31 protein-coding genes and 1 tRNA gene are annotated in these 25,503 nt (G+C 48.8%); 24 read left to right on the top strand and 8 right to left on the bottom strand.

Going from position 1 to position 25,503, the window contains the following annotated elements; genetic code table 11:
* Positions 1-242: 242 nt before the first annotated feature.
* From PHH59_RS05260 to PHH59_RS05210, 11 genes are all read left to right on the top strand, one after another.
* On the top strand, positions 243-1,085 hold the full coding sequence (locus PHH59_RS05260; protein WP_300012286.1) for a site-specific integrase: 843 nt from the start codon (positions 243-245) through the stop codon (positions 1,083-1,085).
* Positions 1,085-2,023 carry a hypothetical protein gene (locus PHH59_RS05255; protein ID WP_300012283.1) on the top strand — a complete coding sequence of 313 codons (939 nt, stop codon included), beginning with the start codon at positions 1,085-1,087 and terminating at the stop codon, positions 2,021-2,023. Before PHH59_RS05260 ends, PHH59_RS05255 begins: the two co-directional genes overlap by 1 nt.
* 114 nt (positions 2,024-2,137) lie before the next feature.
* A complete protein-coding gene (locus tag PHH59_RS05250) occupies positions 2,138-2,374 on the top strand; it encodes a hypothetical protein (RefSeq protein ID WP_300012280.1) in 237 nt (78 codons plus the stop codon).
* Positions 2,375-2,418: 44 nt separating this feature from the next.
* A complete protein-coding gene (locus tag PHH59_RS05245) occupies positions 2,419-2,733 on the top strand; it encodes a hypothetical protein (RefSeq protein ID WP_300012278.1) in 315 nt (104 codons plus the stop codon).
* Complete coding sequence (locus PHH59_RS05240; protein WP_300012276.1) at positions 2,730-3,044, top strand: CHC2 zinc finger domain-containing protein; 315 nt, start codon at positions 2,730-2,732, stop codon at positions 3,042-3,044. The genes PHH59_RS05245 and PHH59_RS05240 overlap by 4 nt, the downstream gene beginning before the upstream one ends.
* The gene (locus tag PHH59_RS05235; RefSeq protein WP_300012274.1) at positions 3,041-3,499 is read left to right on the top strand and encodes a hypothetical protein; all 459 of its coding nucleotides are present in this window, start codon (positions 3,041-3,043) and stop codon (positions 3,497-3,499) included. The genes PHH59_RS05240 and PHH59_RS05235 overlap by 4 nt, the downstream gene beginning before the upstream one ends.
* A complete protein-coding gene (locus PHH59_RS05230; protein WP_300012272.1) occupies positions 3,423-5,240 on the top strand; it encodes a YfjI family protein in 1,818 nt (605 codons plus the stop codon). The genes PHH59_RS05235 and PHH59_RS05230 overlap by 77 nt, the downstream gene beginning before the upstream one ends.
* Before the next feature lie 229 nt (positions 5,241-5,469).
* Positions 5,470-6,726: a restriction endonuclease gene (locus tag PHH59_RS05225; RefSeq protein WP_300012269.1), complete on the top strand. Its 1,257-nt coding sequence runs from the start codon at positions 5,470-5,472 to the stop codon at positions 6,724-6,726.
* A gap of 98 nt (positions 6,727-6,824) precedes the next feature.
* Positions 6,825-7,448, top strand: coding sequence for a hypothetical protein (locus tag PHH59_RS05220; protein ID WP_300012267.1), 624 nt, complete (start codon positions 6,825-6,827; stop codon positions 7,446-7,448).
* 224 nt (positions 7,449-7,672) lie between these two features.
* Positions 7,673-7,855 carry a hypothetical protein gene (locus PHH59_RS05215; protein WP_300012265.1) on the top strand — a complete coding sequence of 61 codons (183 nt, stop codon included), beginning with the start codon at positions 7,673-7,675 and terminating at the stop codon, positions 7,853-7,855.
* Positions 7,848-8,372 (top strand): GNAT family N-acetyltransferase, encoded by a 525-nt coding sequence (locus tag PHH59_RS05210; RefSeq protein WP_300012263.1) that lies wholly within the window; start codon positions 7,848-7,850, stop codon positions 8,370-8,372. The genes PHH59_RS05215 and PHH59_RS05210 overlap by 8 nt, the downstream gene beginning before the upstream one ends.
* A 183-nt stretch (positions 8,373-8,555) precedes the next feature.
* On the opposite strand, the gene PHH59_RS05205 is transcribed toward PHH59_RS05210, so the two are convergent.
* Positions 8,556-8,642: transfer RNA gene (locus PHH59_RS05205), tRNA-Leu, on the bottom strand.
* A 375-nt stretch (positions 8,643-9,017) separates the two neighbouring features.
* Between PHH59_RS05205 and sodB the strand changes: the two genes are divergently transcribed.
* The 3 genes from sodB to PHH59_RS05190 all read left to right on the top strand — a co-directional run bounded on the left by sodB (position 9,018) and on the right by PHH59_RS05190 (position 10,871).
* On the top strand, positions 9,018-9,599 hold the full coding sequence (gene sodB / locus PHH59_RS05200) for a superoxide dismutase [Fe] (protein WP_300012261.1): 582 nt from the start codon (positions 9,018-9,020) through the stop codon (positions 9,597-9,599).
* 70 nt (positions 9,600-9,669) lie between these two features.
* Positions 9,670-10,365, top strand: a complete 696-nt coding sequence (locus PHH59_RS05195) for an SDR family oxidoreductase (protein WP_300012259.1) — start codon at positions 9,670-9,672, stop codon at positions 10,363-10,365.
* Positions 10,366-10,370: 5 nt separating this feature from the next.
* A complete protein-coding gene (locus PHH59_RS05190; protein ID WP_300012257.1) occupies positions 10,371-10,871 on the top strand; it encodes a DUF3455 domain-containing protein in 501 nt (166 codons plus the stop codon).
* 5 nt (positions 10,872-10,876) lie between these two features.
* Here PHH59_RS05190 and PHH59_RS05185 read toward each other — a convergent pair whose 3' ends face one another.
* The 4 genes from PHH59_RS05185 to wrbA all read right to left on the bottom strand — a co-directional run bounded on the left by PHH59_RS05185 (position 10,877) and on the right by wrbA (position 12,769).
* Entirely contained in the window at positions 10,877-11,032 is a 156-nt protein-coding gene (locus tag PHH59_RS05185; RefSeq protein WP_300012255.1) for a ketopantoate reductase C-terminal domain-containing protein, read from the bottom strand.
* Positions 11,033-11,099: 67 nt separating this feature from the next.
* Positions 11,100-11,801, bottom strand: a complete 702-nt coding sequence (gene hda / locus PHH59_RS05180) for a DnaA regulatory inactivator Hda (RefSeq protein ID WP_300012253.1) — start codon at positions 11,799-11,801, stop codon at positions 11,100-11,102.
* Between the two features lie 2 nt (positions 11,802-11,803).
* A complete protein-coding gene (locus tag PHH59_RS05175) occupies positions 11,804-12,157 on the bottom strand; it encodes a DUF2069 domain-containing protein (RefSeq protein WP_300012251.1) in 354 nt (117 codons plus the stop codon).
* A gap of 18 nt (positions 12,158-12,175) precedes the next feature.
* Entirely contained in the window at positions 12,176-12,769 is a 594-nt protein-coding gene (wrbA, locus tag PHH59_RS05170; RefSeq protein WP_300012249.1) for an NAD(P)H:quinone oxidoreductase, read from the bottom strand.
* 204 nt (positions 12,770-12,973) lie between these two features.
* On the opposite strand from wrbA, the gene ubiA reads away from it, so the two are divergent.
* The 4 genes from ubiA (at position 12,974) to PHH59_RS05150 (ending at position 17,662) form a co-directional block, all read left to right on the top strand.
* Positions 12,974-13,825, top strand: coding sequence for a 4-hydroxybenzoate octaprenyltransferase (ubiA, locus tag PHH59_RS05165; protein WP_300012247.1), 852 nt, complete (start codon positions 12,974-12,976; stop codon positions 13,823-13,825).
* 18 nt (positions 13,826-13,843) lie between these two features.
* Positions 13,844-14,413, top strand: coding sequence for a Uma2 family endonuclease (locus PHH59_RS05160; RefSeq protein WP_300012245.1), 570 nt, complete (start codon positions 13,844-13,846; stop codon positions 14,411-14,413).
* A gap of 265 nt (positions 14,414-14,678) precedes the next feature.
* Positions 14,679-16,040, top strand: a complete 1,362-nt coding sequence (trkA, locus tag PHH59_RS05155; RefSeq protein WP_300012243.1) for a Trk system potassium transporter TrkA — start codon at positions 14,679-14,681, stop codon at positions 16,038-16,040.
* A 164-nt stretch (positions 16,041-16,204) separates the two neighbouring features.
* Positions 16,205-17,662, top strand: coding sequence for a potassium transporter TrkG (locus PHH59_RS05150; protein WP_300012241.1), 1,458 nt, complete (start codon positions 16,205-16,207; stop codon positions 17,660-17,662).
* A 32-nt stretch (positions 17,663-17,694) separates the two neighbouring features.
* Here PHH59_RS05150 and xseA read toward each other — a convergent pair whose 3' ends face one another.
* Positions 17,695-19,068, bottom strand: coding sequence for an exodeoxyribonuclease VII large subunit (gene xseA / locus PHH59_RS05145; protein ID WP_300012239.1), 1,374 nt, complete (start codon positions 19,066-19,068; stop codon positions 17,695-17,697).
* 299 nt (positions 19,069-19,367) lie between these two features.
* Here xseA and PHH59_RS05140 point away from each other — a divergent pair, with 299 nt between their 5' ends.
* The 5 genes from PHH59_RS05140 to thrC all read left to right on the top strand — a co-directional run bounded on the left by PHH59_RS05140 (position 19,368) and on the right by thrC (position 22,812).
* Positions 19,368-19,580: a DUF1289 domain-containing protein gene (locus PHH59_RS05140; protein WP_300012237.1), complete on the top strand. Its 213-nt coding sequence runs from the start codon at positions 19,368-19,370 to the stop codon at positions 19,578-19,580.
* A 114-nt stretch (positions 19,581-19,694) separates the two neighbouring features.
* Positions 19,695-21,005 carry a homoserine dehydrogenase gene (locus PHH59_RS05135; RefSeq protein ID WP_300012235.1) on the top strand — a complete coding sequence of 437 codons (1,311 nt, stop codon included), beginning with the start codon at positions 19,695-19,697 and terminating at the stop codon, positions 21,003-21,005.
* Positions 21,006-21,035: 30 nt separating this feature from the next.
* Positions 21,036-21,260 (top strand): hypothetical protein, encoded by a 225-nt coding sequence (locus PHH59_RS05130; RefSeq protein WP_019867197.1) that lies wholly within the window; start codon positions 21,036-21,038, stop codon positions 21,258-21,260.
* A 239-nt stretch (positions 21,261-21,499) separates the two neighbouring features.
* Complete coding sequence (locus PHH59_RS16905; RefSeq protein WP_366145465.1) at positions 21,500-21,658, top strand: PIN domain-containing protein; 159 nt, start codon at positions 21,500-21,502, stop codon at positions 21,656-21,658.
* A 68-nt stretch (positions 21,659-21,726) separates the two neighbouring features.
* Complete coding sequence (gene thrC / locus PHH59_RS05125; RefSeq protein WP_300247392.1) at positions 21,727-22,812, top strand: threonine synthase; 1,086 nt, start codon at positions 21,727-21,729, stop codon at positions 22,810-22,812.
* Positions 22,813-22,886: 74 nt separating this feature from the next.
* Here the strand turns inward: thrC and PHH59_RS05120 are convergent, their stop codons facing one another.
* Both PHH59_RS05120 and cobO read right to left on the bottom strand, forming a co-directional pair.
* Positions 22,887-23,249, bottom strand: a complete 363-nt coding sequence (locus PHH59_RS05120; protein WP_300012229.1) for a hypothetical protein — start codon at positions 23,247-23,249, stop codon at positions 22,887-22,889.
* 91 nt (positions 23,250-23,340) lie between these two features.
* Entirely contained in the window at positions 23,341-23,877 is a 537-nt protein-coding gene (gene cobO / locus PHH59_RS05115; protein ID WP_300012227.1) for a cob(I)yrinic acid a,c-diamide adenosyltransferase, read from the bottom strand.
* Between the two features lie 277 nt (positions 23,878-24,154).
* Between cobO and hemL the strand changes: the two genes are divergently transcribed.
* Positions 24,155-25,435 (top strand): glutamate-1-semialdehyde 2,1-aminomutase, encoded by a 1,281-nt coding sequence (hemL, locus tag PHH59_RS05110; protein ID WP_300012225.1) that lies wholly within the window; start codon positions 24,155-24,157, stop codon positions 25,433-25,435.
* Positions 25,436-25,503 lie beyond the last annotated feature (68 nt).

The raw sequence follows: 25,503 nt of genomic DNA, 5'->3' as shown, positions 1-25,503 counted from the left end.
TACAATCCGCATGGATTCTTTAAATCCCTGAGCCAATTTTCTGCCCGTTTCATAAGCCTTGTTGAAAATAAAGACAAAGGTTTTTAATCCCACTGTTGTTGTTTTTTTAGGATGGCATCCTGAAAACCGCTACACGGTTTAAGAAATCGTGGGTGGTCTGGAGATTGAAATCAAGGACAGCCATCAAAACCGTCGGTTGTCGAAACAAGATAATGATAGCAAGTTAAATCAATTCCAAGATGATGTCCATTTCCCACGACCAGATGAAAATCCAGTTATTGCCGCACTCAAGGCATCAGGGCGCTATAAGTAACCATTATGTCCTTGCCGATATAACCCCCGCCTTAATAGTCCAGTACCGTGATGAATTGGCAAGTGGTACAACCTACCGTCATACGCAACGCACCCCCGCCACCGTAGTTCGATACATGGCGGCCCTATCCCATGCCTTTTCAATTGCCGTTACCGAATGGCAATGGATAGATGATTCACCCGTGCGTAAAGTCAAAAAACCAAGCGAGCCACGCGGTAGGGTGCGCTATCTGGACGATGACGAACGCGCCAGATTTTTACAGGCTTGTAAAGAATCAACGCACGAATGGCTTTATCTATGCGTGATACTGGCCTTGTCTACAGGTATGCGGCACGGTGAATTGATGGGCTTGAAATGGCAGGACGTAAACCCTAAAGACGGTTTTCTAATCCTGCATGAAACCAAAAACGGCGAACGGCGGCGCGTTCCTTTATCCGGTCATGGTTTGGAATTGTTACGCGCCCATGCAAAAGTAAGGCGCATAGGTAGCCAGTTAGTGTTCCCTAGCGACAGAAACCCGCAAAAGCCAATAGATTTACGCTGGCACTTTGAAAAAGCCATAGAAGCCGCAGAAATCGAGGATTTTAAATGGCATGACTTAAGGCATTGCACCGCGTCTTATCTAGCCATGAATGGAGCAAGTTTGGCTGAAATAGCCGAAATTCTAGGGCATAAAACCTTGGCAATGGTCAAGCGTTACGCGCACTTATCAGACGGGCATGTTTCCAACGTGGTTGCCAGTATGAACGCTAAGATATTTGGGGGTGTGTGATGGCTATCAGTATGTTACCGCCTAGGCTAACACTTGAACAAAAAGCAAGACTTAAAAAATTGGATGAGAGATTGCCTATTATGGATATTGCCCGCTTGCGCTACTCAGAACAAGATTCTGACTCAATTAAATCTTATGCCTTTGATATTGCCGAAGCGTGTCTGGCAGGGGAAATAAACTATTTTCATGAGCGGCGGCAATCAGACTGGCGGTGGCTCTGTGAAAACCCTAACGCCATACCTGATTTGCGATACCCGCTGATTGGTTGCGATGAAATAATAAGGGTCGGTTTTTTTGAATCTGATGGTACTGTTGAATCTGTTGGTACTGTTTTAGATGAATTGGAAAGTGAATGGGACGGAAAATCTGAACCACCCGCCTTCAAAAACAATGACCCTAAATCACGGTATGACCGATTTTATAGAAACAATCGGTATAAGGATGGCTTTCGGGATTCAGATGCTTTTGTTGGGTATCGGTGGGATTATGCCGAAGGCGGACGGTGCAAGGTCGATGCCAAAGAGTTTAAACAATGGCTGATTAATAAAAAGGATTACCCATTGCCTGACGGTTGCTTGTTGACAAATTGGTTAAATCAAATGGAAGCGATAAATAATCTTGAACCGAATGATGGCGTCCAAAGCCAAGCCCCCACAAATCAAACCACCACGGAAACGGACAATGTTAAAGGTGGTGAAAAAAAAACGCGCACAAGAACAACGAATTTAAGGCGAGCAATAGTAGCCGCCGTTAATCGTTTTGGCAGAAAACCAAGCTTTGATGAGTTATGGCAATATTTTCAGGATGATAAAGACGACACCGGATATATTGAAGACTATACCGACACTCGCATAACTTGGAAAGATACCAAAGGGAAGCTTCACGATACGAATAAAACAACCATTGCCAACCAATTATCACAAATAAAAAGTCTATAATCACGCCTATCGTCACGGGTAAACGCATGAAGCAATACCCGTGATTCCACTCAGGATAATCGCCGCAGGCTACCGCAAAACGCGGTGGCACTTTCCAATATAAGGCGATTATCTATGTTAGAAAAACAAATAAACGAAGCCATGCAAACAGCGTGGATTTACTCTTCAGTGCAACAATTCGCTAAACGCCATCCCGCTTTTACGGTTGGCGGGTTGCGTCATCAAATTTTTCATGAACACACCAACGGATTAGCCAAATCTGGCGCGGTAATCCGCAACGGGCGCAAGGTTTTGATTAAGGAATCAGCTTATTTTGCATGGCTGGAAGACCAAAACCGGAGAGCAAAATGATGCCCTCCTTTCCAAAAACGAACACATTAACGGGCCGCGCACTGATGCGCCTACTAACAGGCCAGCGGTTCACCCATCGTGACTTTCAAAAAGCAACTTCGAGCTATAGGCTTTCTGGTTACATTGAACAGCTACGTCACCGCCACGGCTGGCCTATCGAAACCCAAGAGGAAACCGCCCCGACAAATGACCCTATAGGCAGAGCCGCAACTTATGGGCGTTACGCGATTGAACCTGAAACATTGAAAAGGTTAAAGGCGGAAATGGGCGGGCGTGTGGTGGGCTTCATTGAAGCCGTTCGAGAATTTGAAGCCAAAGCGGCGGCAACCGCTAAAGCTTCGGGAGGCAAGAAGCAATGAACACTTTGAACAGGAAGCCCAAAAAGCTCGATGCTGATTTTATCAAAAACTCGGTTAGTCCGTTAGATTATTACCACCACGAACTGTCCAAGGCAAAGCTAAAAAAGCATGGCTGGAATGACGGCGGTCTATGCCCGTTCCATGCCGACAATCACGCGGGTTCGTTCCATGTCAATGTAGTGACTGGCGCGTTTAAATGCTTTGCCTGTGGTGCGGCTGGCAGTGACATTATCGCCTTCACGATGGCTTTATATGGCCTCAAGTTTGTGGAAGCCTTGGAACAATTGGCGAACGATTGGGGGCTTGTATGAACGGAATCCCCCAAAGCCACCACGGCAAGCCATTAATTCACGTTTGGACTTACCGCGCGAAGGACGGCGCGGCCTTCGGGCAAGTCGGGCGGTATCAGGACGGCGACGGCAAGAAGGACATTATCCCGTTTTTCAAGCCGAACGGCACGGGCTGGACAGCGGGCGCACCCGATGAACCACGCCCTTTGTTTGGTTTGGATTGGCTGGCGCGTCAACCTAATGACGAAGCGGTTTATATTGTCGAAGGTGAAAAATCAGCAGCGGCACTGCATGGCCTAGGCTTATGCGCGGTCACGTCATTAGGCGGCGCAAATGCGGCAAGCAAAGCCAACTGGACACCCTTGGACGGTTTCAAGACGGCCTATCTATTGCCTGATTATGACCACGCGGGCGGAACAGTACGCCCAAGCCGTTTACGCGGCGTTAATGGCCTTGGCATCGCCCCCAACGCTTAAGGCTTTACAGTTGGACGGTTTGCCCGAAGGCGGCGACGTGGTGGACTGGCTACAGAACCACGCGCCAGAGTGGGACGGTTACGCGGCGTTTCCTGATGACTCCAGAGCGTGGGCGGTGGCTGAATTGAAAAAACTGGCAAAATCCGCCGAACTCACACCTGCTAAAACAGCCAAACCTACTTTAGCGGGTTTAGCGGGTGCAGACTCCAGCGTTTTTGATTGGGAAAAACCCAATGCCTTGGAAACCCAAACGCCCCCCGTGCAAGCTTTGCCACTGCAAATCATACCCGAACCGTTCAGGGCATGGCTGGCGGACGTGTCGCACCGGATGCAAACACCGCCGGATTTCGCCACCGTGTCGGCCTTGGTCATAACCAGTTCAGTGATTGGCGCGGGGTGCGCTATGCGTCCTAAACGCTTTGATGATTGGGAAGTGATACCGAATTTATGGGGGGCCTGTATCGGGCGGCCTTCGGTAGTCCTTAAATCGCCATCCATGAAAGAGCCAGTAAGCTTGTTGGAACGCCTGCAAGCCGACTATGGCGACAAGTTCGAGCGGGATAAAGCGGCGGCTGAATTCGATAAAATTGCCAACGATGCCATGCTGGACGATGTGAAAGGCAAGATAAAATCAGCCGCTAAAGGCAATGGCAAGGATGGCGTGGTTGAAACGGGAAAGATTGCAAAGCTGAAAGCCGACTATCTGGAATTGTCCGCCCATGCCGAACCGGAAGCCAGCCGCCGACTGTTCAAAACCAACGAAACCAGCATCCAAAGCATGACCAAGCTGAACAATGAAAACCCGCGCGGTTTGCTGGTGTTCCGTGATGAACTGATGGGTTTATTAGCTGGTTGGGACAGGGAGGACAAAGCCGACGAACGCGCCTATTTTCTCGAAGGCTGGAACGGCAACGGCTCTTATACCGATGTCAAAATCGGGCGCGGCCTGACCGATGCCAAAAATATCTGCATCAGCCTGTTAGGCGGCATCCAACCGGACAAGCTAAAGCGGTATCTGTACCAAGCCCTGCAAGGCGACAATGACGGCCTGATGCAACGCTTGCAGCTTGCCGTCTGGCCTGACGAGCCGACAGAATGGGCATTAATCGACACCGTACCCGACAAGGCCGAAAAGCAACGGGCATACAGCATCATCAAAACCTTGGCGGAACTGGATTTTATCCAATACGGTGCAACGCAAGGGGAATATGACGCGCGGCCTTATTTCCGCTTTGATGACGACGGGCAAGCGGTTTTCAATGAATGGTTGACCGAATGGCAGACCGTCAAACTGACCCGTGAAGAAAACCCGCTGATGGTGGAGCATTTGGGCAAATTCCGTTCATTGATGCCTAGCCTAGCCCTGATATTCCATTGCATCGACATTGCCGACGGCAAGGCACATGGTGCGGTATCGGCAACGGCGGCATGGTTGGCGGTGGATTGGTGTGACTACCTCGAAAGCCACGCACGGCGCATTTATGCGATGGCGGAAAGCCCCGAACACGAGGCGGCGGTAAAACTTGCCAGTAAGATTAAGGCCAAAGCCCTGCCCAACCCGTTCACTGGCAAGACGGTCTATGATAAAGGCTGGCACGGCTTGAAGGATAGGCAGGACGTGGAAGCCGCCTGTAACATCCTGATAGATGAAAACTGGCTGATAATGACCCGCAAACGCACCACCGGAAACCGTGGACGACCACCCTTGCCGAAATACCACATTAACCCCGTTTTTCTGTAAAACGGGCTGACCTACAACCCGCTAAAATGGCTAAAATGATTTAGCGGTTTTAGCGGGTTCGAAATATAGGCATTTTCAGACAAATAGCAGTATCGTGCTTGACCTATCATTTGATGACATAGGTTCGATAATTACCTATGATTACAACCGCATAGGGTTATGGAAACTGACCGGAACTAATCGCCGTCTGAATATGTGGAAAACTTCATTAAAGCAAAAGGGTAAATGAATGGCTATAAAAACGCGCCAGAGCAAAGAAGAACTATTTCAGAAAGCCGATAATGGCAATGCTGATGCCATGTATTCTATAGGCTACAGGTATTTAAAGGGCGTAGGCGGCTTACCTAAAGACCAAAATAAAGCCGTTGAATGGTTTACCAAATCGGCAAACGCGGGTTCTAGCAATGCGGCAGGGATGATAAGCAAACTACCTTCCATAAACCAAACAGTGAACACAACAGTAAACACGGCTGCAACTGTGTCGTATCCTTTAAGTCAACCAATCGCTCAACAAGATAATTCCCCATCGGGGTGGATTATTCTCTTGGCATCATCAATTTTTGTCTGGGTTATATTTGGAAGGAATAAGAAAATACGACAATCTAATTATGTAGAAAAGCGAACTATTGCAGACATTTTATTTGCTGGTTTATTCAGCATTTTTTATGTCGGTTTAGGCATCTTAACCCTATCCGCAATAGGCTTTGATAAGTTTGGAATAGGAGCGTCTTTAGTCATTCTAGTAGTTCTTTTTTTATTCATTGCGCACAAGAAAAAAGCTTACAAAATTGCAAACATAAAAAGAACTATCGAGCTTATTGATACGGTCATTAATGAACATATCGCCACCTTGTCATTAAAACGCAAACAAATGATTATGCGTGATGATTATGGGAATGTTTTTGATGATAAGTGGCAGCGTGAAATCGACTATTTCATTGATAAGGTTTTAAAAAAAGACCAAAGGCTCAAAGATTTATTAGGTTCACAAAAAAAACGTAATGGCGATAATGATTTAAGTTATCCGACCCGTTCCGACATTCAGGGAATGATAATACGGGCAGTCGCCATACATGATGAATTAAGAAGGCAAGACGGCGCGGAACATTACGGCAACATTGATATTGAACCGTTGTCGCCCATAGAATTTGAGCATTTTTGCGCGGACATTTTGGAGGCCAATGGCTGGCAAGCCAGAGTGACGCAAGCATCAGGCGACCAAGGCATAGACGTTATTGCCGAATACGGCGGCAAAAAGGCCGTTTTTCAGTGTAAAAAATACTCGTCCCCCATAGGCAACAAAGCCGTGCAAGAAGCCATTGCAGGTAAACAATTTGCAGGGGCAAGCATAGCCGCCGTGGTCTCTAACGCAACCTATACGCCGTCGGCAAAACAACTGGCAAATACAACCGATGTGTATTTATTGCATTATTCGGAGCTTGCACAATTTAAAGAACAGATAGGCATTGATAGCAATGCCCTGTAAGTTTAATCACCGTATGCCCGCCCCACGCTATAAATCGCTTTAACGGGTGGAGTTTTAGGCACTTTCAAGAAAAATCGCGCTGAAAAAGGCAAAAAATCATGACCCAAGAAACGATACCCGCAACCATACCCACCGACTTGCTCCAAAAAGCCGAGATGCTCATTAACCCGACAGTGCGGGCGGCAATGACGATGAACACTTGGAAGGGTAACCCAGAAGTGTCGGCATACGACATTGCCCAAGCCCTAATCCCGCAAATCGAAGCGGTTAACAACGGCGACAGGGAACGCACCGAAGCCATGCTGGTGGCGCAAGCATACACCCTTGATGAACTGTTCAACCAGTTGGCACGGCGGGCGAGTAACATGAAATCGTTAAAGCAGTTCGAACTGGATTTACGCTTGGCACTGAAAGCCCAAAGCCAATGCAGGGCAACGCTGGAGACCTTGGCTGCGATAAAAAACCCGCCTGTCATCTATGCCAAGCAAGCCAACATTTCAAACGGACACCAGCAAATCAACAACGGCACGCCCGCCACGCACGCGGGAAATTGTAAAATACCACCAAACGAACTATTAGAGGCACACTATGGCAGCGAGGCACTGGACACAGGAACAACGGGAGCGGCAAGCGGAGAAAATCCGGCAATGGCAGCCGTGGAACAGTTCGACAGGGGCGCGGACACCCGAAGGCAAGGCGATAACGTCACGGAACGCCTATAAGGGCGGTGTCCGCTTGTTGATTAAGGATATAGCGAAGCTGTTACGGGAACAAAACGACTGCCTGAAACAGATTAGGCGTGAGGGAATTTAACAAACGAGCCGCGTAACAGCGGTTTTTTTGTGCCTGACATTTCGGCAACAGTTGCGGTAATTGATGGTGTTTTATTGTAGTTATTTCTAATACAATAGTGTCCAGTCATTTATTAATCAAAGGCGTATATTCTGTGGCAATCAAATCAAGCACATTTGGCAGGGTTGAACTCAGCGGCAAAGATGCGGCGCGGTTTGTCCAGCAAGTCAGCGAAGCGCAGCCAAACCCGTTGGCATTGGCGGCTCTGGCGCGTGGTCGTGCCATCAGTGAGAAAGTCAATAAAGGTGAAACGTTTAAATTAAAGCGTAATGCCTGATTCCGATTACACCATCCGTAAACTTGAAGCATCCGATACCGTCCAAAACTTCAAGACTGGCAACCCGTCATTCTTGCCGCTAAAAACCTTCCTGCAAAAACAAGCCAAGCAATTCCAGCAGTCCAGTGTTGCACAAACTTATGTTGCCGTGATGGGCGATAAAAACATCGTGGGTTATGTCACGCTGACCTGTAGCGAGATTGACTTGCAAAACGGTTATGAACTGGCTGACTGTAACCAAGCCAACCATTACGAGTTTTTACCCGCTGTTAAAATTGCACGTCTGGCGGTCGATAGCCGTTACCGAAGCTTTGGCATTGGTTCAACATTGGTGGATTATGCAATCGCCTTGATACGGGACAGGATAGCCGAAAATGTCGGTTGCCGCTTTGTGGTGACCGATGCCAAAAGCGATGCCGTCAGTTTTTACGAAAAGCAGTGGTTTGTGTTGCTGGATTCAGAGGACAACCAATCAGCTGAACACCGTATGATGTTTTTGGATTTAATCATCGTTTAATTCATGACGGCAACATTTAAAAACTTACGAGCCGCCTTAATTGGCGGTTTTTTTGTGCCTAAAATATCGGCAATTGTTGCGGCGTTTTGTGGTGAATTATTTTTTAGTGTCACGTGAGTGTCACGTAGAAACCTACAGGCATAAAAAAAGGACTTGGTTAAAAACCTAAGTCCTTGATTTTTTTGGTGCCTCGAGCCGGAGTCGAACCGGCACGGTGTTACCACCGAGGGATTTTAAGTCCCTTGCGTCTACCAATTTCGCCACCGAGGCATTAACAACTTTTGGTGAAGCCGCGCATTATATAGCAAGAACGAAAATAAACCAGCACTAATGAGGGTTTATCAATAAAATTGCTAAAAAAATTGGGCGTAATTGTTTGTTCCAATCTTTTATTTTAGTTATTTTAAACTTTATAAAACATATAGTTAAGTTATGTATCGTTTTGCTTGTAACCGTCGGCAAACTATTGTTAGGGATTCAGGCCAACTTGATAGGGAAGCCAGCCCGTATAAACTTAATTCTGACAAGTCCGGCTTTATTTAATCGCTTAGCAGTGCTAAAGTTATAGCTTATTAAATTACTGGGTATTTATCGTAGCCAGTGGTTTATTAACAATCCCTTTTAACTTTCATTTAGGATAATCAAATGGCTTTCGAACTTCCTGCTTTGCCTTATGCAAACAATAGATTGGTCCCTTACATCTCCGAAGAAACTTTGGAATTCCATTATGGTAAACATCACCAAACTTATGTGACTAACTTGAACAATTTGGTTCCTGGCACCGAATTTGAAGGGATGTCTTTGGAAGAAATCGTTACGAAATCTTCAGGCCCTATCTTCAACAATGCCGCCCAAGTTTGGAACCACACTTTTTACTGGAATAGCTTGGCTCCTAACGCAGGTGGCGAACCTACCGGTGCTTTGGCTGATGCGATTAACGCCACTTTTGGTTCTTTTGAGAAATTTAAAGAAGAATTTACTAAATGCGCCGTCGGAACGTTTGGTTCAGGTTGGGCTTGGTTGGTCAAAAATGCTGACGGCGGTTTGGCATTGGTCAGCACCAGCAACGCTGGCTGCCCATTGGCTACGGGCCAAACACCTTTGTTGACTTGCGACGTTTGGGAACACGCTTATTACATTGATTACCGCAATGCCCGTCCAAAATACTTGGAAGCTTTCTGGGCCTTGGTCAACTGGGAATTTGCGGCGGCCAATTTCGCGGCTTAAGCTATTTTGGGTTTGTCAGGCCAAGCCTTCTGTGTCTTTGATGCAGAAGGCTTTTTTATGGGAGAGAAAGATGGGTATTGTTTTAATAACTGGAGCGAACCGGGGGTTAGGTTTGGAGTTTTGCCGCCAATATGCGGCGGATGGTTGGCAGGTGATCGCTTGTTGCCGTCATCCGGCACAGGCGGAAGCCTTACAAACCTTAGCGGGGCAGTATGGCAACATCCAATTGGAAACACTGGATGTTATGGATTTTGGGTCGATAGAGTATTTGTCGGCAAAATTGGCGGATAGCCGCATTGATGTGTTGCTGAACAATGCCGGCGTTTATCATGACAACAAGACTAACGGTTTCGGCCAGTTAGATTATCCGCTGTGGTTGCAATCGTTTGTCATCAACACCCAAGCCCCAGTGAAAATGGCGGAGGCGTTTTTGCCGCAATTACAACGTGGCGGGCAAAAATTAATCGCCAATGTCAGCAGTTTGATGGGCAGTATGACTGACAACACCAGTGGCGGCAGTCTTTTTTACCGCTCCAGCAAAGCCGCGCTGAATGCGGCGATGAAAAGTTTGGCGATTGAATTAAAGCCGCAGGCCATCGGTGTGTTGACATTGCATCCAGGTTGGGTCAAAACCGACATGGGCGGTCCCAATGCCCTGATTGAAGCGGAAGAAAGCATCAGCGGAATGCGTAAAGTGATGGCGGGATTTACACTGCAACAATCCGGTGATTTTCTTAAATATGACGGAACCTTGATGCCTTGGTGATTAACATGCTGAAAAAAATACTGATTTTATCGATTTTGCTGCAAACGGCGGCTTATGCCAATTGTAAAATTCCTGAGCCGATTAAAGCACCCGAAGGTCAGCAGGCATTTTTATCGGTGCACGCGCAAGGCGAGCAGATTTATCAATGCACACTTAATCAAAACAAGTACGCCTGGGAAGCAAAAGCACCTGATGCGCTGTTGTTTGATGATCATGGGCAAGTGGTCGGCAAACATTACGCCGGGCCGATTTGGGAATATAAAGCGGGTAGCCACGTGGTTGGGCGGGTAGTCAAAAAGCTTGATGTCTCCGATAAGGCGATTGCTTGGTTATTGGTCGAGGTTGTCTCGCATAAGGGCAAGGATTTTTTTGCCGATGCGAAATTTATTAACCGCATCAACACCCAAGGCGGCCTGCCACCCACATCTGGATGCGATGGAAACCATCTTGGCAATGAAAAGCGCGTGGCTTATAAAGCGGATTATGTGTTTTTTAAAGGGCGTTAGTTAATTTACGAATTTTGCAATTTTAAATTCCGCAATTTCAATAGCGCATAAACCGTTGCCCAATATGGGCAACCAACCTTAAGCCGTGTAGCCGTCCGTAGCGCGTTACCGACGATGGCTTCTATTTCCATCGTCTGGACGAGTTCATAATCCGGCAACATGCTTTTGCCAACAATGCGCCGTAGAACGTGCCTATCGCCCCGGCTCCGACAATCAAAACTTTCAAGCTCATGCCGTATGTTCGAGAATCTTTTTGACGAAGGGCAGGGTGAGTTTGCGTTTGGCGGCTAAGGAGGCGCGGTCCAATGTGTCCAACAAATTCCAAAGCGAAGCCAAGTCCCGGTGGTAATGGGTCAGCAAAAAACGTCCTGCCTGCGGGGAGATTTCAAAACCCATTTGTTTGGCTTTAAATATCAATGCCTTGATGCTGTCGTCTTCAGATAGGTGGTTGAGTTTGAGCGTCAAGCCCCAATTCAGGCGGGTTTGCAAATCGGGCAAAATAATCGCGATAGTCGGCGGCGCATAACTGGCGGACAAGATCAGTTTGTGATTGTGGCTGCGATGCAAGTTAAAAAAATTGAAAAATGCCTGTTCCCAAACAGGGTCACCGGCGATGTGTTCAATGTTGTCTACGCAAACCAGATCAAACTGATCCAATCCGGTCAAAATGGCGGGGTCTGGTAAGCTGGTTGGGGAATTCAGGGAAAAATAAAACGCATCCATTGGGTATTGGTGTGCTTGGTGGCAGCAGGCTTGCAACAAATGGCTTTTGCCTAATCCGCTTTCACCCCAGATGAAGATTTGTTGTTCGCCGGTGCCGTCCAGGCATTGTTGCAGGTGCGCTATGATTTCTTGGTTGCCGCCCGCAAAAAAATCCATGAAAGTCTGATTGGCCCGAAATTCAAAATTAACGGGAAGTTGTTCTGCCATAATCAGTCGGGTTTTGTCGCGAAGCGTAAATAAAGCGTCGTGCCGAGAAACAACATCAGGCTAAAGATGACTTCCAACACGGCGTACAGGCGTTCGTCACCATTGCTGTAGGCTTCGGTGGAACCGTGGATAAAATAGAACAAGCTGATATAGCCCATCCATGTGCAGCTTTTGCGATGCCGTGCCAATAAACCGCGCATGGGTATCAATAAAGGGGTGACCGTTGCAAGCAACACCAAGGCGACGGGAAATTGGCTGGATGGAACCAGCACGGTAGGCCACAACATCAACAAGGCGAATAGGCCGAAAAAGCCGGTGAGGGCGGTGGCGTAAAAATAACTGGCGTTGGGTTTCATGAAGTGGTGGACGGATATTTAGGAAGTTTTCAAAGCCTGTGCCGTTTTCGCCAGTCGTAACCCTAAGGCTTTGCACAAGTCTTTTTCGTGGTCAGTCAAACCGGTGTCTTCCAAAGCCACATGGCTAGGGCCATAAGGTGTGCCGCCTGATGTGGTTTCACGCAACGCGGCTTCGGTGTAGGGCAGGCCCATCAGCAACATACCGTGATGCAACAAGGGCAACATCATGCTTAACAAGGTGCTTTCCTGCCCGCCGTGCATACTGCCGGTGGATGTAAACACGCCCGCTGGTTTGCCGACCAATTCCCCAGAAAACCACAATGCGGTCGTACCATCCCAAAAATATTTCAACGGGGCCGCCATGTTGCCAAAATGCGTCGGGCTGCCTAAAGCCAAACCATCACAATTACGCAAATCATCCAAACTTGCGTAAATCGCACCATGTTCAGGGATGCTGTCGGCGGTTTTTTCACATATTGTTGATATATCCGGCACCGTCCTAAGCACCGCTTCCGTACCGACGACAGATTCCACGCCCCGCGCGATATGGTTTGCCATCACCGCCGTCGTGCCGTGGCGGGAAAAGTAAAGGATTAGGATTTTGCATGTCATGGTAACGGCCTGTTTGCAGTCAGTAGGGATGGGGGGGTGCAGCTAGCAGGTTTGGCTACGCACCCTTGCCAGAACACTCATCGTTATACACATCTCGGAGTAGGCCGGAATAAACTTGTGTATAACGATGAGTGCCAGAACAAGGGCTATAATAGCATTTTTACTTACACTCACACGCTGAAAAACTATCAGCAGGTTTTCCGAATGATCATCAAAAAACTAAGACAATACGCAATCCTGGCCCGCTTGCACGGCCCGATTGGCATTCTGATCCTGCTATGGCCGACCTTGTGGGCCTTATGGCTTGCAGGCCACGGCAAACCGGATATTTTGGTGTTTGTCGTGTTCGTACTGGGTGTGGTGCTGATGCGTTCGGCAGGTTGTGTCATCAATGATTACGCCGACCGCAATTTTGACCCGCAGGTTGAACGTACCAAACAGCGCCCTATTGCTACGGGGGAGATTAAGCCCAAAGAGGCATTGGTTTTGTTTGCCGTGTTGTGCCTGATCGCGTTTGCATTGGTGTTGCTGATGAATACGTACACGATTTTGCTGTCGTTTGCGGGGGCGTTCCTCGCCGCCAGTTACCCGTTCATGAAACGCTACACGCAATTGCCGCAAGCGTATTTGGGTATGGCCTTCGGTTGGGCCGTACCGATGGCGTTTGCCGCACAAACCAACGCGATTCCTTTAGTCGCCTGGTTATTGTACATGGCGGTGATGTTATGGGCCTTGGTGTATGACACGATGTATGCAATGGTCGATAAGGATGATGATTTAAAAATCGGGGTCAAATCCACCGCTATCCTGTTCGGCGAGTATGACCGCCATATCATAGCCGTGTTGCAAGCTGTCATTTTGGGTCTGCTGGTAGTGGTGGGGCAATTGGAACAATTACATTGGCCTTATTACTTGGGCTTAGGTGTTGCCGCCGGATTGTCGGCGTACCAGCAAAAATTGATTTTCCATCGTGACAAAGCTTCATGTTTCCAAGCTTTTTTGAATAACAATTGGTATGGCATGGCGGTTTTTGTCGGTTTGGCAATGGCTTATTAGCTTTGATTGGGGGGTAAAATGAGCGCATTAGAAAAACTGGCGCGGATCAGCGAGCAAGATTACTTGGCATTTGAACTGACGGCGGAGTGCCGCCATGAGTATGTTGATGGGTATATTTATGCAATGGCGGGTGCGTCTGAACGCCATAACCGCGTAAGTATGAACCTGGGTTTTCATCTACGGGCGGCGGCGAGGGGTGGCCGTTGCGGGGTGTTTTTAAATGATATGAAGCTGAGCATAGAACAGGGCAGGACTTATTATTACCCCGATGTCATGCTGGTTTGCAATCCTGACGATAACGGGCAGCTATTTAAAGAACAGCCGTGCTTGCTTGCCGAAGTGCTGTCATCCGGCACCGCCGCCATTGATAGGCGTGAAAAACTGATGGCGTATCAAAAAATCCCTAGCCTACGTTACTACCTGATTGTTGCCAGTGATCGGCAACACGTCGATTATTACGTCCGTGACAGCAACGGCGATTGGCAAACGGCGATATTGGAAGCCGATGAAATCTTGGTGGTGGATTGTGATGCCTATCATGCCAAATTGTCGCTAGCCGATATTTATGAAGATGTGGTGTTTGATTGATCGGGAGGTTATTTTCAAGCAAACCATTAGGAATGTGCATGGAATAAATTCGTAGATTAAGACCTTTCAGGTTTTGAAAACCTGAAAGGTCTGGCGGGTAATTGTCAAAACTATTTCATGCCCATTCCTTAGCGTGAATAGTTCACAAGCAAATTGAAACAAAGGCTTATTACCGCTATAATTCGCCGATTTTTTGTGACGGCATTCTCAAAAATTCGGCGGTCGCCCCTGCGGTTCCGCAATGGTCTACAAAAAGGATAACCCATTGAAAATATTGATTCTTGGTGCCGGCGTTACCGGTTCATCGGTGGCGGAAGCACTGGCGAGCGAAGAAAATGACATTGTAGTCGTTGATTTTAAACCCGAATTGCTGGAAGCATTAAAAGAACGGGTGGATATAGCCACAGTCACCGGCAATGCGGCCCACCCCAGCGTCCTCGAACAGGCTGGCGTCCATAACACCGATATTGTCATCGCCGTAACCGACCGCGACGAAACCAATATGCTGGCATGCCTGATCATCAACACGCTTTATAAACGCCCCAAAACCATCGCCCGCGTCCGGGCCCTCGATTACCTCACCCATCCCAATTTATTTTGCCCTACCGGCATTCCTGTCGATTTTGTCATCAGTCCCGAACAGATTGTTATGGAGTCGATACGCAATCTGATCGATTTTCCTGGGGTATTGCACATTTCCGATTTTGCCGGTGGTTTAGTGCGGCTGTTCTCAGTAAAAGTGGTTGCGGGCGGTTTTCTGACCGGCAAGAAAATCAGGGCGTTAAAAGAGCGTTTCGTGGACGGGAAAATTCGTGTCGCCGCCATTTTCAGGCAAGGAGTTCCTGTGGTTGTCAATGGCGAAGCGGTGATTGAAACGGATGACGAGGTATTTTTTGTCGCCCCCCGTAAAGAAGTCCGGCGCGTTTTGAAAGAACTCAATAAAATGGAAGCGCCGTTAAAACGTATCATCATCGCCGGTGGCGGGCACGTCGGCAAACGTTTGGCCTTGGCCCTGGAGAAAGACCATGAAGTCAAAATCATTGAAAAAGACAGCCGCCGCGCCAAAAAAATAGCCAACGACCTTAAAAATACGACGGTGATCTTGGGCGATTGTGCGGATGAAGCGTTATTGATCGAGGAATCCATAGACTCGACCGATTTGTTTTGTGCGATCACCAACAATGACGGGGTCAATATCATTTCCGCATCGTTGGCAAAAAGTTTGGGCGCACGCAAGGCCATTTGTTTGCTGAACCACGTCTCGTACAGCAAATTATTGCCTGGAACCGGCATAGACGTTGCCGTGCTGCCCAACCAGGAAACCCTGGGCAGCATCCTCAAACATGTGCGCCGTGGCGATGTGGCGCAAGTCAATTCTTTGTGCGGCGGTACCGCCGAAGCCATTGAAGCGATTGCCCATCATAATAACGGGGACAATTCCGTGGTCGGGCGGCAAGTCAAAAGTATCAATTTGCCTGAAGGCATCGTCATGGGGGCGTTGATACGTAACCAGCAAGTCATTTCCGTCCATTATGACACCCTGTTTGAAGAAAACGACCATGTCGTGATGTTTGCGATTGATAAAAAACTGGTTTCCAGCATTGAAAAAACCTTTCAACCTATCTGAACCCTATCTATTGATTGGATGTATTAATCGTCTCATAAGTCCGCGCACAATATAGTGAGATTACTGTACGCGGACTTATGAGACGATTAATACAAATCAGCGGTTTTCCGGCTACCCGTGCCGGCCAGCCTATCGCAATTTAATGCCACATGCCCAACACAGCTATGAACAGCCTACCTACCATTTTTCATGTTTTCGGCGTGGTGACGATGGGCTTTAGTGCCTTGATGGCGACTTGCCTGTTCACGTCACTGGCTTTTGATGACGGTGCCACCTTGGCATTTTTTCAAGGCACCGCCATCACGTTGTTGATGGGGTTTTTGATGTTTTTTGTCACCAAGAACGCCCCGAAAAAAATCTCCAAACAAGCGGGTTTTTTGTTGGTGACCTTGTGCTGGACAATGGCTTCCGTATTTTGCACCCTACCACTGATATTGCAATTGCCCGGGCTTAAATTTATCGATGCTTATTTTGAAGTGATTTCGGCGCTGACCACGACCGGTGCGACCGTGTTGAACGGTTTGGATCATTTGCCGATGGCGGTCAATTTATGGCGGCATGAGCTGACCTGGTTCGGCGGTATCGGCATCATCGTTTTTGCCGTCGCGGTGCTGCCGATTTTGGGTGTGGGCGGGATGCAGTTGCTCAAATCGGAATCGCCCGGTTCCGTGAAAGAATCCGACCTGCCGCCGCGTATCGCCCAAGCCGCCAAGTCTTTATGGGGGGCTTATGTGGTCATCACCATCTTCTGCATTTTTTCCTTACATATTGTCGGCATGACGTGGTTCGACGCGGTTTGCCATGCTTTTGCCGCGATGAGTTTGGGCGGTTTTTCTACGCACGACGCCAATGTTGGTTATTTTAATTCTTTGCCCATTGAATTGGTGCTGACTTTTTTCCAATTGCTGGCGGCAATGAATTTTGCCACGCATTTTTTGGCCTTGCGTAAACGCTCCTTTTCGCCGTACAAAAAAGACGTGGAAGTGTGGGGTATGTTAATCGCCGTGCTGGGCAGTTGTGTGTTGGCGGCGGGGGTGCTGTGGCATAACAACACATATCCTGATTTTTGGCTGTGCTTGCGCCATGCCACGTTCAATCTGGTGACGGTGGCGACCACCTCCGGTTTTATGACCCAGGATTTTAACCAGTGGCCGATTTTTGTACCGATGTGGATGTTGTTTTTAAGCAGTATTTCTGTGTCCACCGGTTCTACCGGCGGGGGCATCCGCATGATCCGCACGATTATCCTGATGAAGCAGGCACGTTTGGAAATGTTTAAATTCATCCACCCTAACGCGGTCAAGCCATTAAAAATCGGCGGCAATGTGGTTCACGATAACATCGTCACGTCGGTGACAGGGTTCATTTTCCTCTATTTCATCTGCATTGTGATTTTGGTGTTCCTGTTGTTGTTCAGTGGCTTGGATTTCATCACTTCCTTCACCGCTATTGTCGCCTGTTTCAATAACGCAGGCCCAGGCCTTAATCTCGTCGGCCCTGCCAGCAATTACAGTGTCTTGACTGATTTCCAGACCAGTGTTTGCACTTTTGCCATGCTCTTAGGTCGGGTGCAAATTTTCTCCATCGTCATTTTGTTTGTGCCGGAGTTTTGGCGCAAATAATAAATTTTAAAGGACTTGGCACGGCAACGTGTCTACATCGGCTCAACCGACAAAACCTCGCTGCACACCGCACCTTGCCCAAAGCGCAGCGTCAGTTTATCGCCCACCTGCACCTGTGCGCTGGAACGCACGACACGCCCGGAAACTGCCTCTGTCGCCAAAGCATAGCCGCGGTGTAACGTCGCCAATGGACTTACCGCATGTAAAGTCTGGCTATTCGCCGCCAGTCGCTGCTTAAGCCGTGCCAGTTCATGGTGCATGACATTTTCCAAACGCTGTTGCAAAAATCCTTGTTGTTGTTGAAGTTGGCTGATTTTTACAGCCGGATGATGCCGCCATAAACGCGCGGCTTTTGCTTCCAGCCAATGTTGATGATGGCGTAGCTTGGCCTGCATAACTTGGCTGAGCCGCAACTCCAATTCATCCAAACGCTGGGCATTGCTGGCGAGTTTTTGACCTGGATGTTGCTGTTGCAAACGTTGTTTTAACCAAGCTAATGTTTGTTGCTGTTGCCCGATTCTGCGCCGGATTAGCTGTTGTATGCGCTGATCAAAATCAATGAACCGTGCCAGCCAGACTTGTCCGTCGGGAGCGGCGTATTCGGCGGCGGCGGACGGCGTCGGGGCGCGGACATCGGCGACAAAATCGGCGATGGTGAAATCGGTTTCATGACCGACGGCGGAGATCACGGGAAGCGCACTGGCAAAAATCGCCCGTGCGACCACTTCTTCATTAAATGCCCACAGATCTTCCAGCGAACCGCCGCCACGCCCTATGATCAGCACATCACAATGCCCGTGGCCATTGGCTGCGGCTATGGCTTGGGCAATTTCGTGCTTGGCATTGTCGCCCTGCACGGCAACCGGATAAATGATGACGTCAACCGCCGGAAACCGCCGCTTCAGCACCGTCAAAATATCCCTGACCGCCGCGCCGCTGGGCGAAGTGACCACGCCAATGCAATCGGGCAGGGCGGGCAAGGTTTTTTTATGCAGGGCATCAAACAAACCTTCTTCCGCCAATTTGCGTTTCAGTTCGGCAAACGCCTGTTGCAACTCGCCTTCGCCCGCCGCTTCAATACTTTCGACTACCAACTGGTAATCGCCACGCGGTTCGTACAAACTGACCTGGGCTTTCACCCGCACTTGTTTGCCGTTTTCCGGCTTGACTTTGAGACCGCGTTGGGAGTTTTTGAACATCGCACAACGCACCTGGGCCTGCGCGTCTTTCAGGGAAAAATACAGGTGACCGGAAGAAGGTGCGCTTAAGTTGGAAATTTCCCCGGAGACCCAGACCGACCAAAAATGCTCGCTGAGCAATTGTCCGGCGGCGCGGTTAAGTTGGGATACGGTGAAAGTGCCAGGAGTTGTGGTTGTGGTTGTGGTTGTGGTTGTGGTGTAAGCCATTGTCTTTTTTGGAAGTATTAGGTCAATCGGTAAGTTTATCATGTAGCATGATGACTTGTTTTGGCAAGAATCTTTAAGCTTAGGAATGTGCATGGAATAAATTCGCGGATCAAGACCTGTCAGGTTTCTTGTGCCCCAGGGGTATCAAAACCAGACAGGTCTGACGAGCCGGTGCGGAAATTATTTCATGTCCGTCCCTTAGCCAGCAATTTAATCACAACGTTATGGGACACATAGTTTCAAAAACCCATCATGCCTGTTATCTTGTCAACCTACATTAAACCTAGCAGAGAATCCCCATGAAATTTACTCCCTGTGCTGATCAATGCACTTATGATGGAACCCATTGCCAAGGCTGTGGACGTTCGCATGTAGAAATCGCCGGCACCAAAAAACTGGTCGCGTCTTTTGTCGAGTTTATCAAGGCGCAAGATTACGAAAATAGCGACGAGTTTATTGATATGGTCAGCAAGAAAGTACGCAAGAAGTTATTGCAAAATCCGTCTGATTAATAGCGGCCGCCAGCAAGCTTTTCAGGTTTGGGAAACCTGAAAAGCCGCATCTTAAGCTTGTGACTTGCGCCTTATGAAATATAATGGTGGCTTTTAGCTGAAGGGGAGTTTGCTTTGAAACCGATAAAAGTGGGTGTGTTGGGCTTGGGTACTGTCGGTGGCGGTACGGTCAATATCTTAAAGCGTAATGCCGCAGAAATCGCCCGCCGTGCCGGACGGGAAATTATCATCACCCGCGCTTCCGCCAGGGATTTGCACAAGCCGCGTATCTGCGACACGCAAGACCTACAAGTCACCACCGACCCGTTTGAAATCATCAATGACCCCGACATCGACATTATCGTGGAAACCATCGGCGGGGCAGGGATAGTCAAAGACATGATCCTGACCGCCATCGCCAACGGCAAGCACATCGTCACCGCCAATAAATCGTTGATCGCCACCCAGGGCAACGAGATTTTCGCCAAAGCCAGCGAGAAAGGCGTGATAGTCGCGTTTGAGGCGGCGGTGGCGGGCGGCATACCGATCATCAAAGCCATACGCGAAGGCTTGAGCGGCAACCAAATCCAATGGCTGGCGGGCATCATCAACGGCACGGGCAATTTCATCCTCACTGAAATGCGCGACAAAGGCCGCGATTTTGGCGATGTGCTGGCGGAAGCGCAATTTTTGGGTTACGCCGAAGCCGACCCCACGTTTGATGTGGAAGGCATTGATGCGGCGCATAAACTGACCATCTTGGCTTCGATTGCGTTTGGCATCCCTTTGCAATTCGAGAAAGTCTTCACCGAAGGCATCACCCAAATCACCCGTACCGATGTCGAATACGCCGAACAACTGGGCTACCGGATCAAACATTTGGGCATCGCCAGAAAAACGCCCGAAGGCATCGAATTGCGCGTGCATCCGACCCTGATCCCCGAACGCAGGCTGATCGCCAATGTCAACGGCGTGATGAACGCCGTGCTGGTGAAAGGCGATGCGGTGGGCGCAACCTTGTATTACGGTGCCGGTGCAGGAGCCGAGCCGACGGGTTCATCCATTGTTGCCGATGTCATTGACGTGGTGCGGGCCTTGACTTCCGACCCTGAAAACCGTGTCCCGCATTTGGCGTTCCAAGCCGATGCCTTGGCGGATATTCCGGTGTTGCCCGCAGACCGCATCAAAACCTCGTACTATTTGCGCCTAAACGCCGAAGACAAGCCCGGCGTGTTGGCGGATGTCACCAAAATCCTTGCCGACCACAACATCAGCATTGAAGCGATGATCCAAAAAGAACCCCTAAAAGGCGAAACCGCCGTGCCGATCATCATGCTGACGCAAATCACGCTAGAGCAGGAAATGAATGCGGCGATTAGTGAGATTGAGGCTTTGCCTACTGTGAGCGGTAAGGTTAGCCGGATTCGGATGGAGACGTTGGGGTAAGCAACACTAACTTTCGGCTTGGAGAATATCATGCAGGCTCAAAAATTAACCCCGTTGCAACTGGAGTTATTAAAGCTGTTCAGCCACGAAATCACTAACCAGCAACTAGCCGATATAAAAAATTTGCTGGCAAATTATTTTGCCCAGCAAGCAACCCAGGAAATGGACAGGCTGTGGCAGGAAAAGGGCTGGAATGAAGGGACAATGATTGAATGGACAGATGAACATCTAAGAACACCTTATCATTCTTCATGAAAGTTGTAATAGACACCAACATCTTGTTGGTTTCTATCCCAAAACAATCGCCTTACCGCATTATTTTCGACCATCTGATTGCCCAAAAATACGATTAGCTTATCAGCAATGAGGTGCTGCATGAATATACCGAAATCATTGCCCGAAAAGCCAATGCCGTAGTTGCAAACAATATCGCTGAAATGTTGCTGACCTTATCAAACGTGCATAAACATGCCATTTATTACAAATGGTAATTAATCGACGCGGATAAAGACGACAACAAATTCGTTGATTGTGCGGTTGCGGGGAATGCCGATTTTTTGGTAAGCAATGATAGGCATTTCAATGTGTTAAAAACCATAGAGTTTCCAAAATTACAAGTCTTTACCATTTTTGAATTTATAGAACGCCTTTAATTGGCCACTCAATCCAGAAATCAATAAAAATCTGGCAAATGTCCAGAGATAAAACCATAGGAACCACCATGACCCGCTACACCGGACTTATCGAACGCTACCGTGGCCGCCTGCCCGTCAACGCCAGCACCCGCATCATCAGCTTGGGCGAAGGCAACACGCCGTTGATCCAACTGCAAAACATCCCGCGCCTGATTGGCAAAGACGTGGACATTTACGTCAAATTTGAAGGCTTGAACCCGACCGGCTCGTTCAAAGACCGTGGCATGACGATGGCGGTGACCAAAGCCGTGGAAGCAGGCAGCCAAGCGATTATTTGCGCTTCAACAGGCAACACATCCGCTTCTGCTGCCGCTTATGCCGTCCGCGCTGGTATTAAAGCGTTCGTACTGATCCCTGAAGGCAAAATCGCTCTGGGCAAATTGGCGCAAACTTTGATGTACGATGCCAAAATCATCCAAATCAACGGCAATTTTGACAGGGGCATGGCCTTGGTCAAAGAAGTTGCCGAGCTGGCCCCCGTGACCATCGTCAACTCCATCAACCCCTTCCGTATTGAAGGCCAAAAAACCGCCGCGTTTGAAATTGTCGATGAATTGGGCTTTGCGCCGGATTTCCATTGTTTGCCAGTCGGCAACGCGGGCAACATCACCGCATACTGGAAAGGCTATACCGAATATGCACGTTATTCTTCGACGCATACCGCCGTGACCCGCAACTTGCCAGTCATGTGTGGTTATCAGGCCGCCGGGGCCGCGCCGTTTGTCGCCGGACACCCGATAGAGCATCCTGAAACAGTGGCGACCGCCATCCGCATCGGCAACCCGCAATCCTGGGATTTGGCGTGGAACGTGCAAAAAGAATCTGGCGGTTGGTTTGATAAATTCACCGACGAGCAAATTTTGGCGGCACAAAAAATGTTGTCGCAATTTGAAGGGGTGTTTTGTGAACCGGCTTCGGCGACTTCGTTGGCGGGTGCGCTACATGACATCAGCGTCGGCAAAATCCCTGAAGGTAGCCGCATCGTTTGTACGCTGACAGGCAACGGTATCAAAGACCCGGAAATTGCCATGCAGCAATGCGCCGATGCCCGGCCAGTGACGATTGAAGCCAGTTTGGATGCGGTCAAACGGGCGATTTTGGATAATTTATAAGTTGGCGGGATTAGCGGTAGGAGAGTGGGAGCCGCAATAGTTTGCGGCCCCCATTTTTGAGTTTAACGGTTTTTTTATTTTTTTATAATGACTTTATCGTCAATCACCAGCTCGGAGATTCCACCTAAAGCCGCTTTTAACGTGCAACTGGCATTTTTAAAACCGCCGGTCTTGCCGCCTTCCCCCACCCATTTCAAGGTGATGTAGCTATCTTTATCGCTAAGGGTTTCAGAGGGGAAAAACACCTGTTCACCGGTAATTTTCATGATTTCAGCCGGACATTTTTGGCTAGCCATAGTTTGTATAGCGGAGTAATTTCGGATCATGGACGCCGCTTCCATTTCTTCTTTAGATTGCTGCTTGTTGGTGCCGACCATAATAAAACCGGCAATAAATAACGCGGCAACCCCTAGTATGATTTTCATTGTTTCAGACATGCTTGTTTCCCCTTGTAGTTTTTTTGTTGGAATGGTGACGCCGTGTTATCGGCATGGAGTGGCATAAACCGGTGGCTTATGCCGGATAACGCTAAAATTCAATACCTTGCTCAGCCATAATGCCTTGTTCGTAAGCATGTTTGATCTTGCCCATTTCAGTGGCGGTGTTGGCAATTTCCAGCACTTCCGGCGCGGCGTTGCGTCCGGTCAAAATCAGATGCAGCCAAGGGGCTTTATGCCCACGGATAAAATCCGCAATTTCTTGCCCGGAAATCCAGTTATAACCGCAGCAATAATTGATTTCATCCAGCAAGACCACATCAAATTCTTGTGACAAGATTTTTTGTTTGCTGAATTCCCAAATTTCACGGCTAGTTTTAATGTCTTGTTCGGGGTTTTTGGTGTCCCAGGTGAAACCGTCGCCCAACGCATGCCATTCGATATTGTCAAAACGCGCGGCGGCCTTTTGTTCACCGGTTTGCCATCGGCCTTTGATGTATTGGATCACACAGATTTTCATATCCCAACCCGCCGCACGGAACACCATCCCTAATGCACTGGAAGATTTGCCTTTGCCTTCGCCGGTGTTGACCACCACCAATCCTTGCCGTTTTTCTCTGGGTTTCATCATCGTTTCCTTAAATATGTCTTTGCCCATTTTAACGCATCGGGTACTTTCAATCATGGTAAAGTTCGCTTATGCTGTTTTTCGTGTCTTTTTTAATTTCCACGAATAAAGCCTATTACCTAGCTATAAAATTCCTGATATTTTGTCCACGAAATACACGAAATACACGAAAAAGTTAGGTGGGTAACGTGGAGCGCGGTCATCTTGACCGCAACCAATGGCGAAAAAAAACATCCCCGCCAAACTTTCCTTAATCCTATTAACCCTTTGATATTCCATGACAGATAAAGACGTTTTATTTTCCGCCGCCAAACAAGTCATTCCAGGTGGCGTGAATTCGCCCGTGCGTTCCTTCGGTGGCGTTGGCGGCACACCCGTATTTATTGACCATGCCAGCGGCGCGTACATTTTCGATGCCGAAGGCAAGCAATACATTGATTATGTCGGTTCTTGGGGGCCGATGGTGCTAGGACATGCCCATCCTGACGTGATTGCGGCAGTGCAAGCGGCGGCGGCAAAGGGTTTGAGCTTTGGCGCACCCACGGAAATTGAAACGCAGATGGCGGAAAAAGTTTGCCAATTGCTGCCGTCCATTGATTTGGTACGCATGGTCAGTTCCGGCACGGAAGCGACGATGAGCGCGATCCGCTTGGCGCGGGGCTACACCGGACGTGACAAAATCGTCAAATTTGCGGGTTGCTATCACGGGCACGCCGATAGCTTGCTGGTAAAAGCCGGTTCCGGCGCGTTGACCTTTGGCGTACCCAGCTCCCCTGGCGTACCCGCATCGGTGGCGGCACATACCTTGACCTTACCTTACAATGATAGCGAGGCGGTGGAAAATCTGTTTGCCGAATGCGGTGCAGACATCGCCTGTATCATCGTCGAACCCGTTGCCGGGAATATGAACTGCATCCCGCCCGTGCCAGGATTTTTGGAAACCTTGCGGCAAGTTTGTGACGATTATCAAAGCGTGTTGATTTTTGATGAAGTGATGACCGGGTTTCGCGTCAGCTTGCAAGGTGCACAAGGTCTTTATGGTGTCACGCCAGATTTGACTACCTTGGGCAAGGTCATCGGCGGCGGTATGCCGGTCGGTGCATTTGGCGGCAAGCGTATGATTATGGAAAGCCTCGCGCCATTAGGCCCCGTGTATCAGGCAGGTACGTTGTCAGGTAATCCGGTGGCGATGGCGGCTGGCTTAAAAACCCTGGAACTTATCAGCGAACTTGGATTTTATGAGGCTTTGACGGCAAAAACCGAACGCTTGATGGCAGGATTGACCACCGCCGCCAAAGCCGCCGGAATCCCTTTCACCACCAACCAAGTCGGCGGCATGTTTGGTCTATTTTTCAGCGAAGACCAACACATCACCCGTTTCGCGCAAGTCATGGAATGCGACCAAAACCGTTTCAAACGCTTCTTCCACGCCATGTTGGCGCAAGGCGTGTATCTGGCCCCATCGGCGTTTGAAGCGGGGTTTGTTTCTATGGCACATACCGAAGCGGATTTGGATAATACTGTCGCGAAAGCGGCTGGTGTGTTTAAGCTGTTGTAAGCCCTAGTTAAATCAGAAAATTTAATGATTTATTGTCCACGAAAAGCACGAAAGACACGAAAATATAG

The sequence above is a fragment of the Methylovulum sp. genome, from assembly GCF_028687615.1.
GTDB lineage: Bacteria > Pseudomonadota > Gammaproteobacteria > Methylococcales > Methylomonadaceae > Methylovulum.
This window is presented reverse-complemented; position numbering and strand designations above follow the sequence as displayed.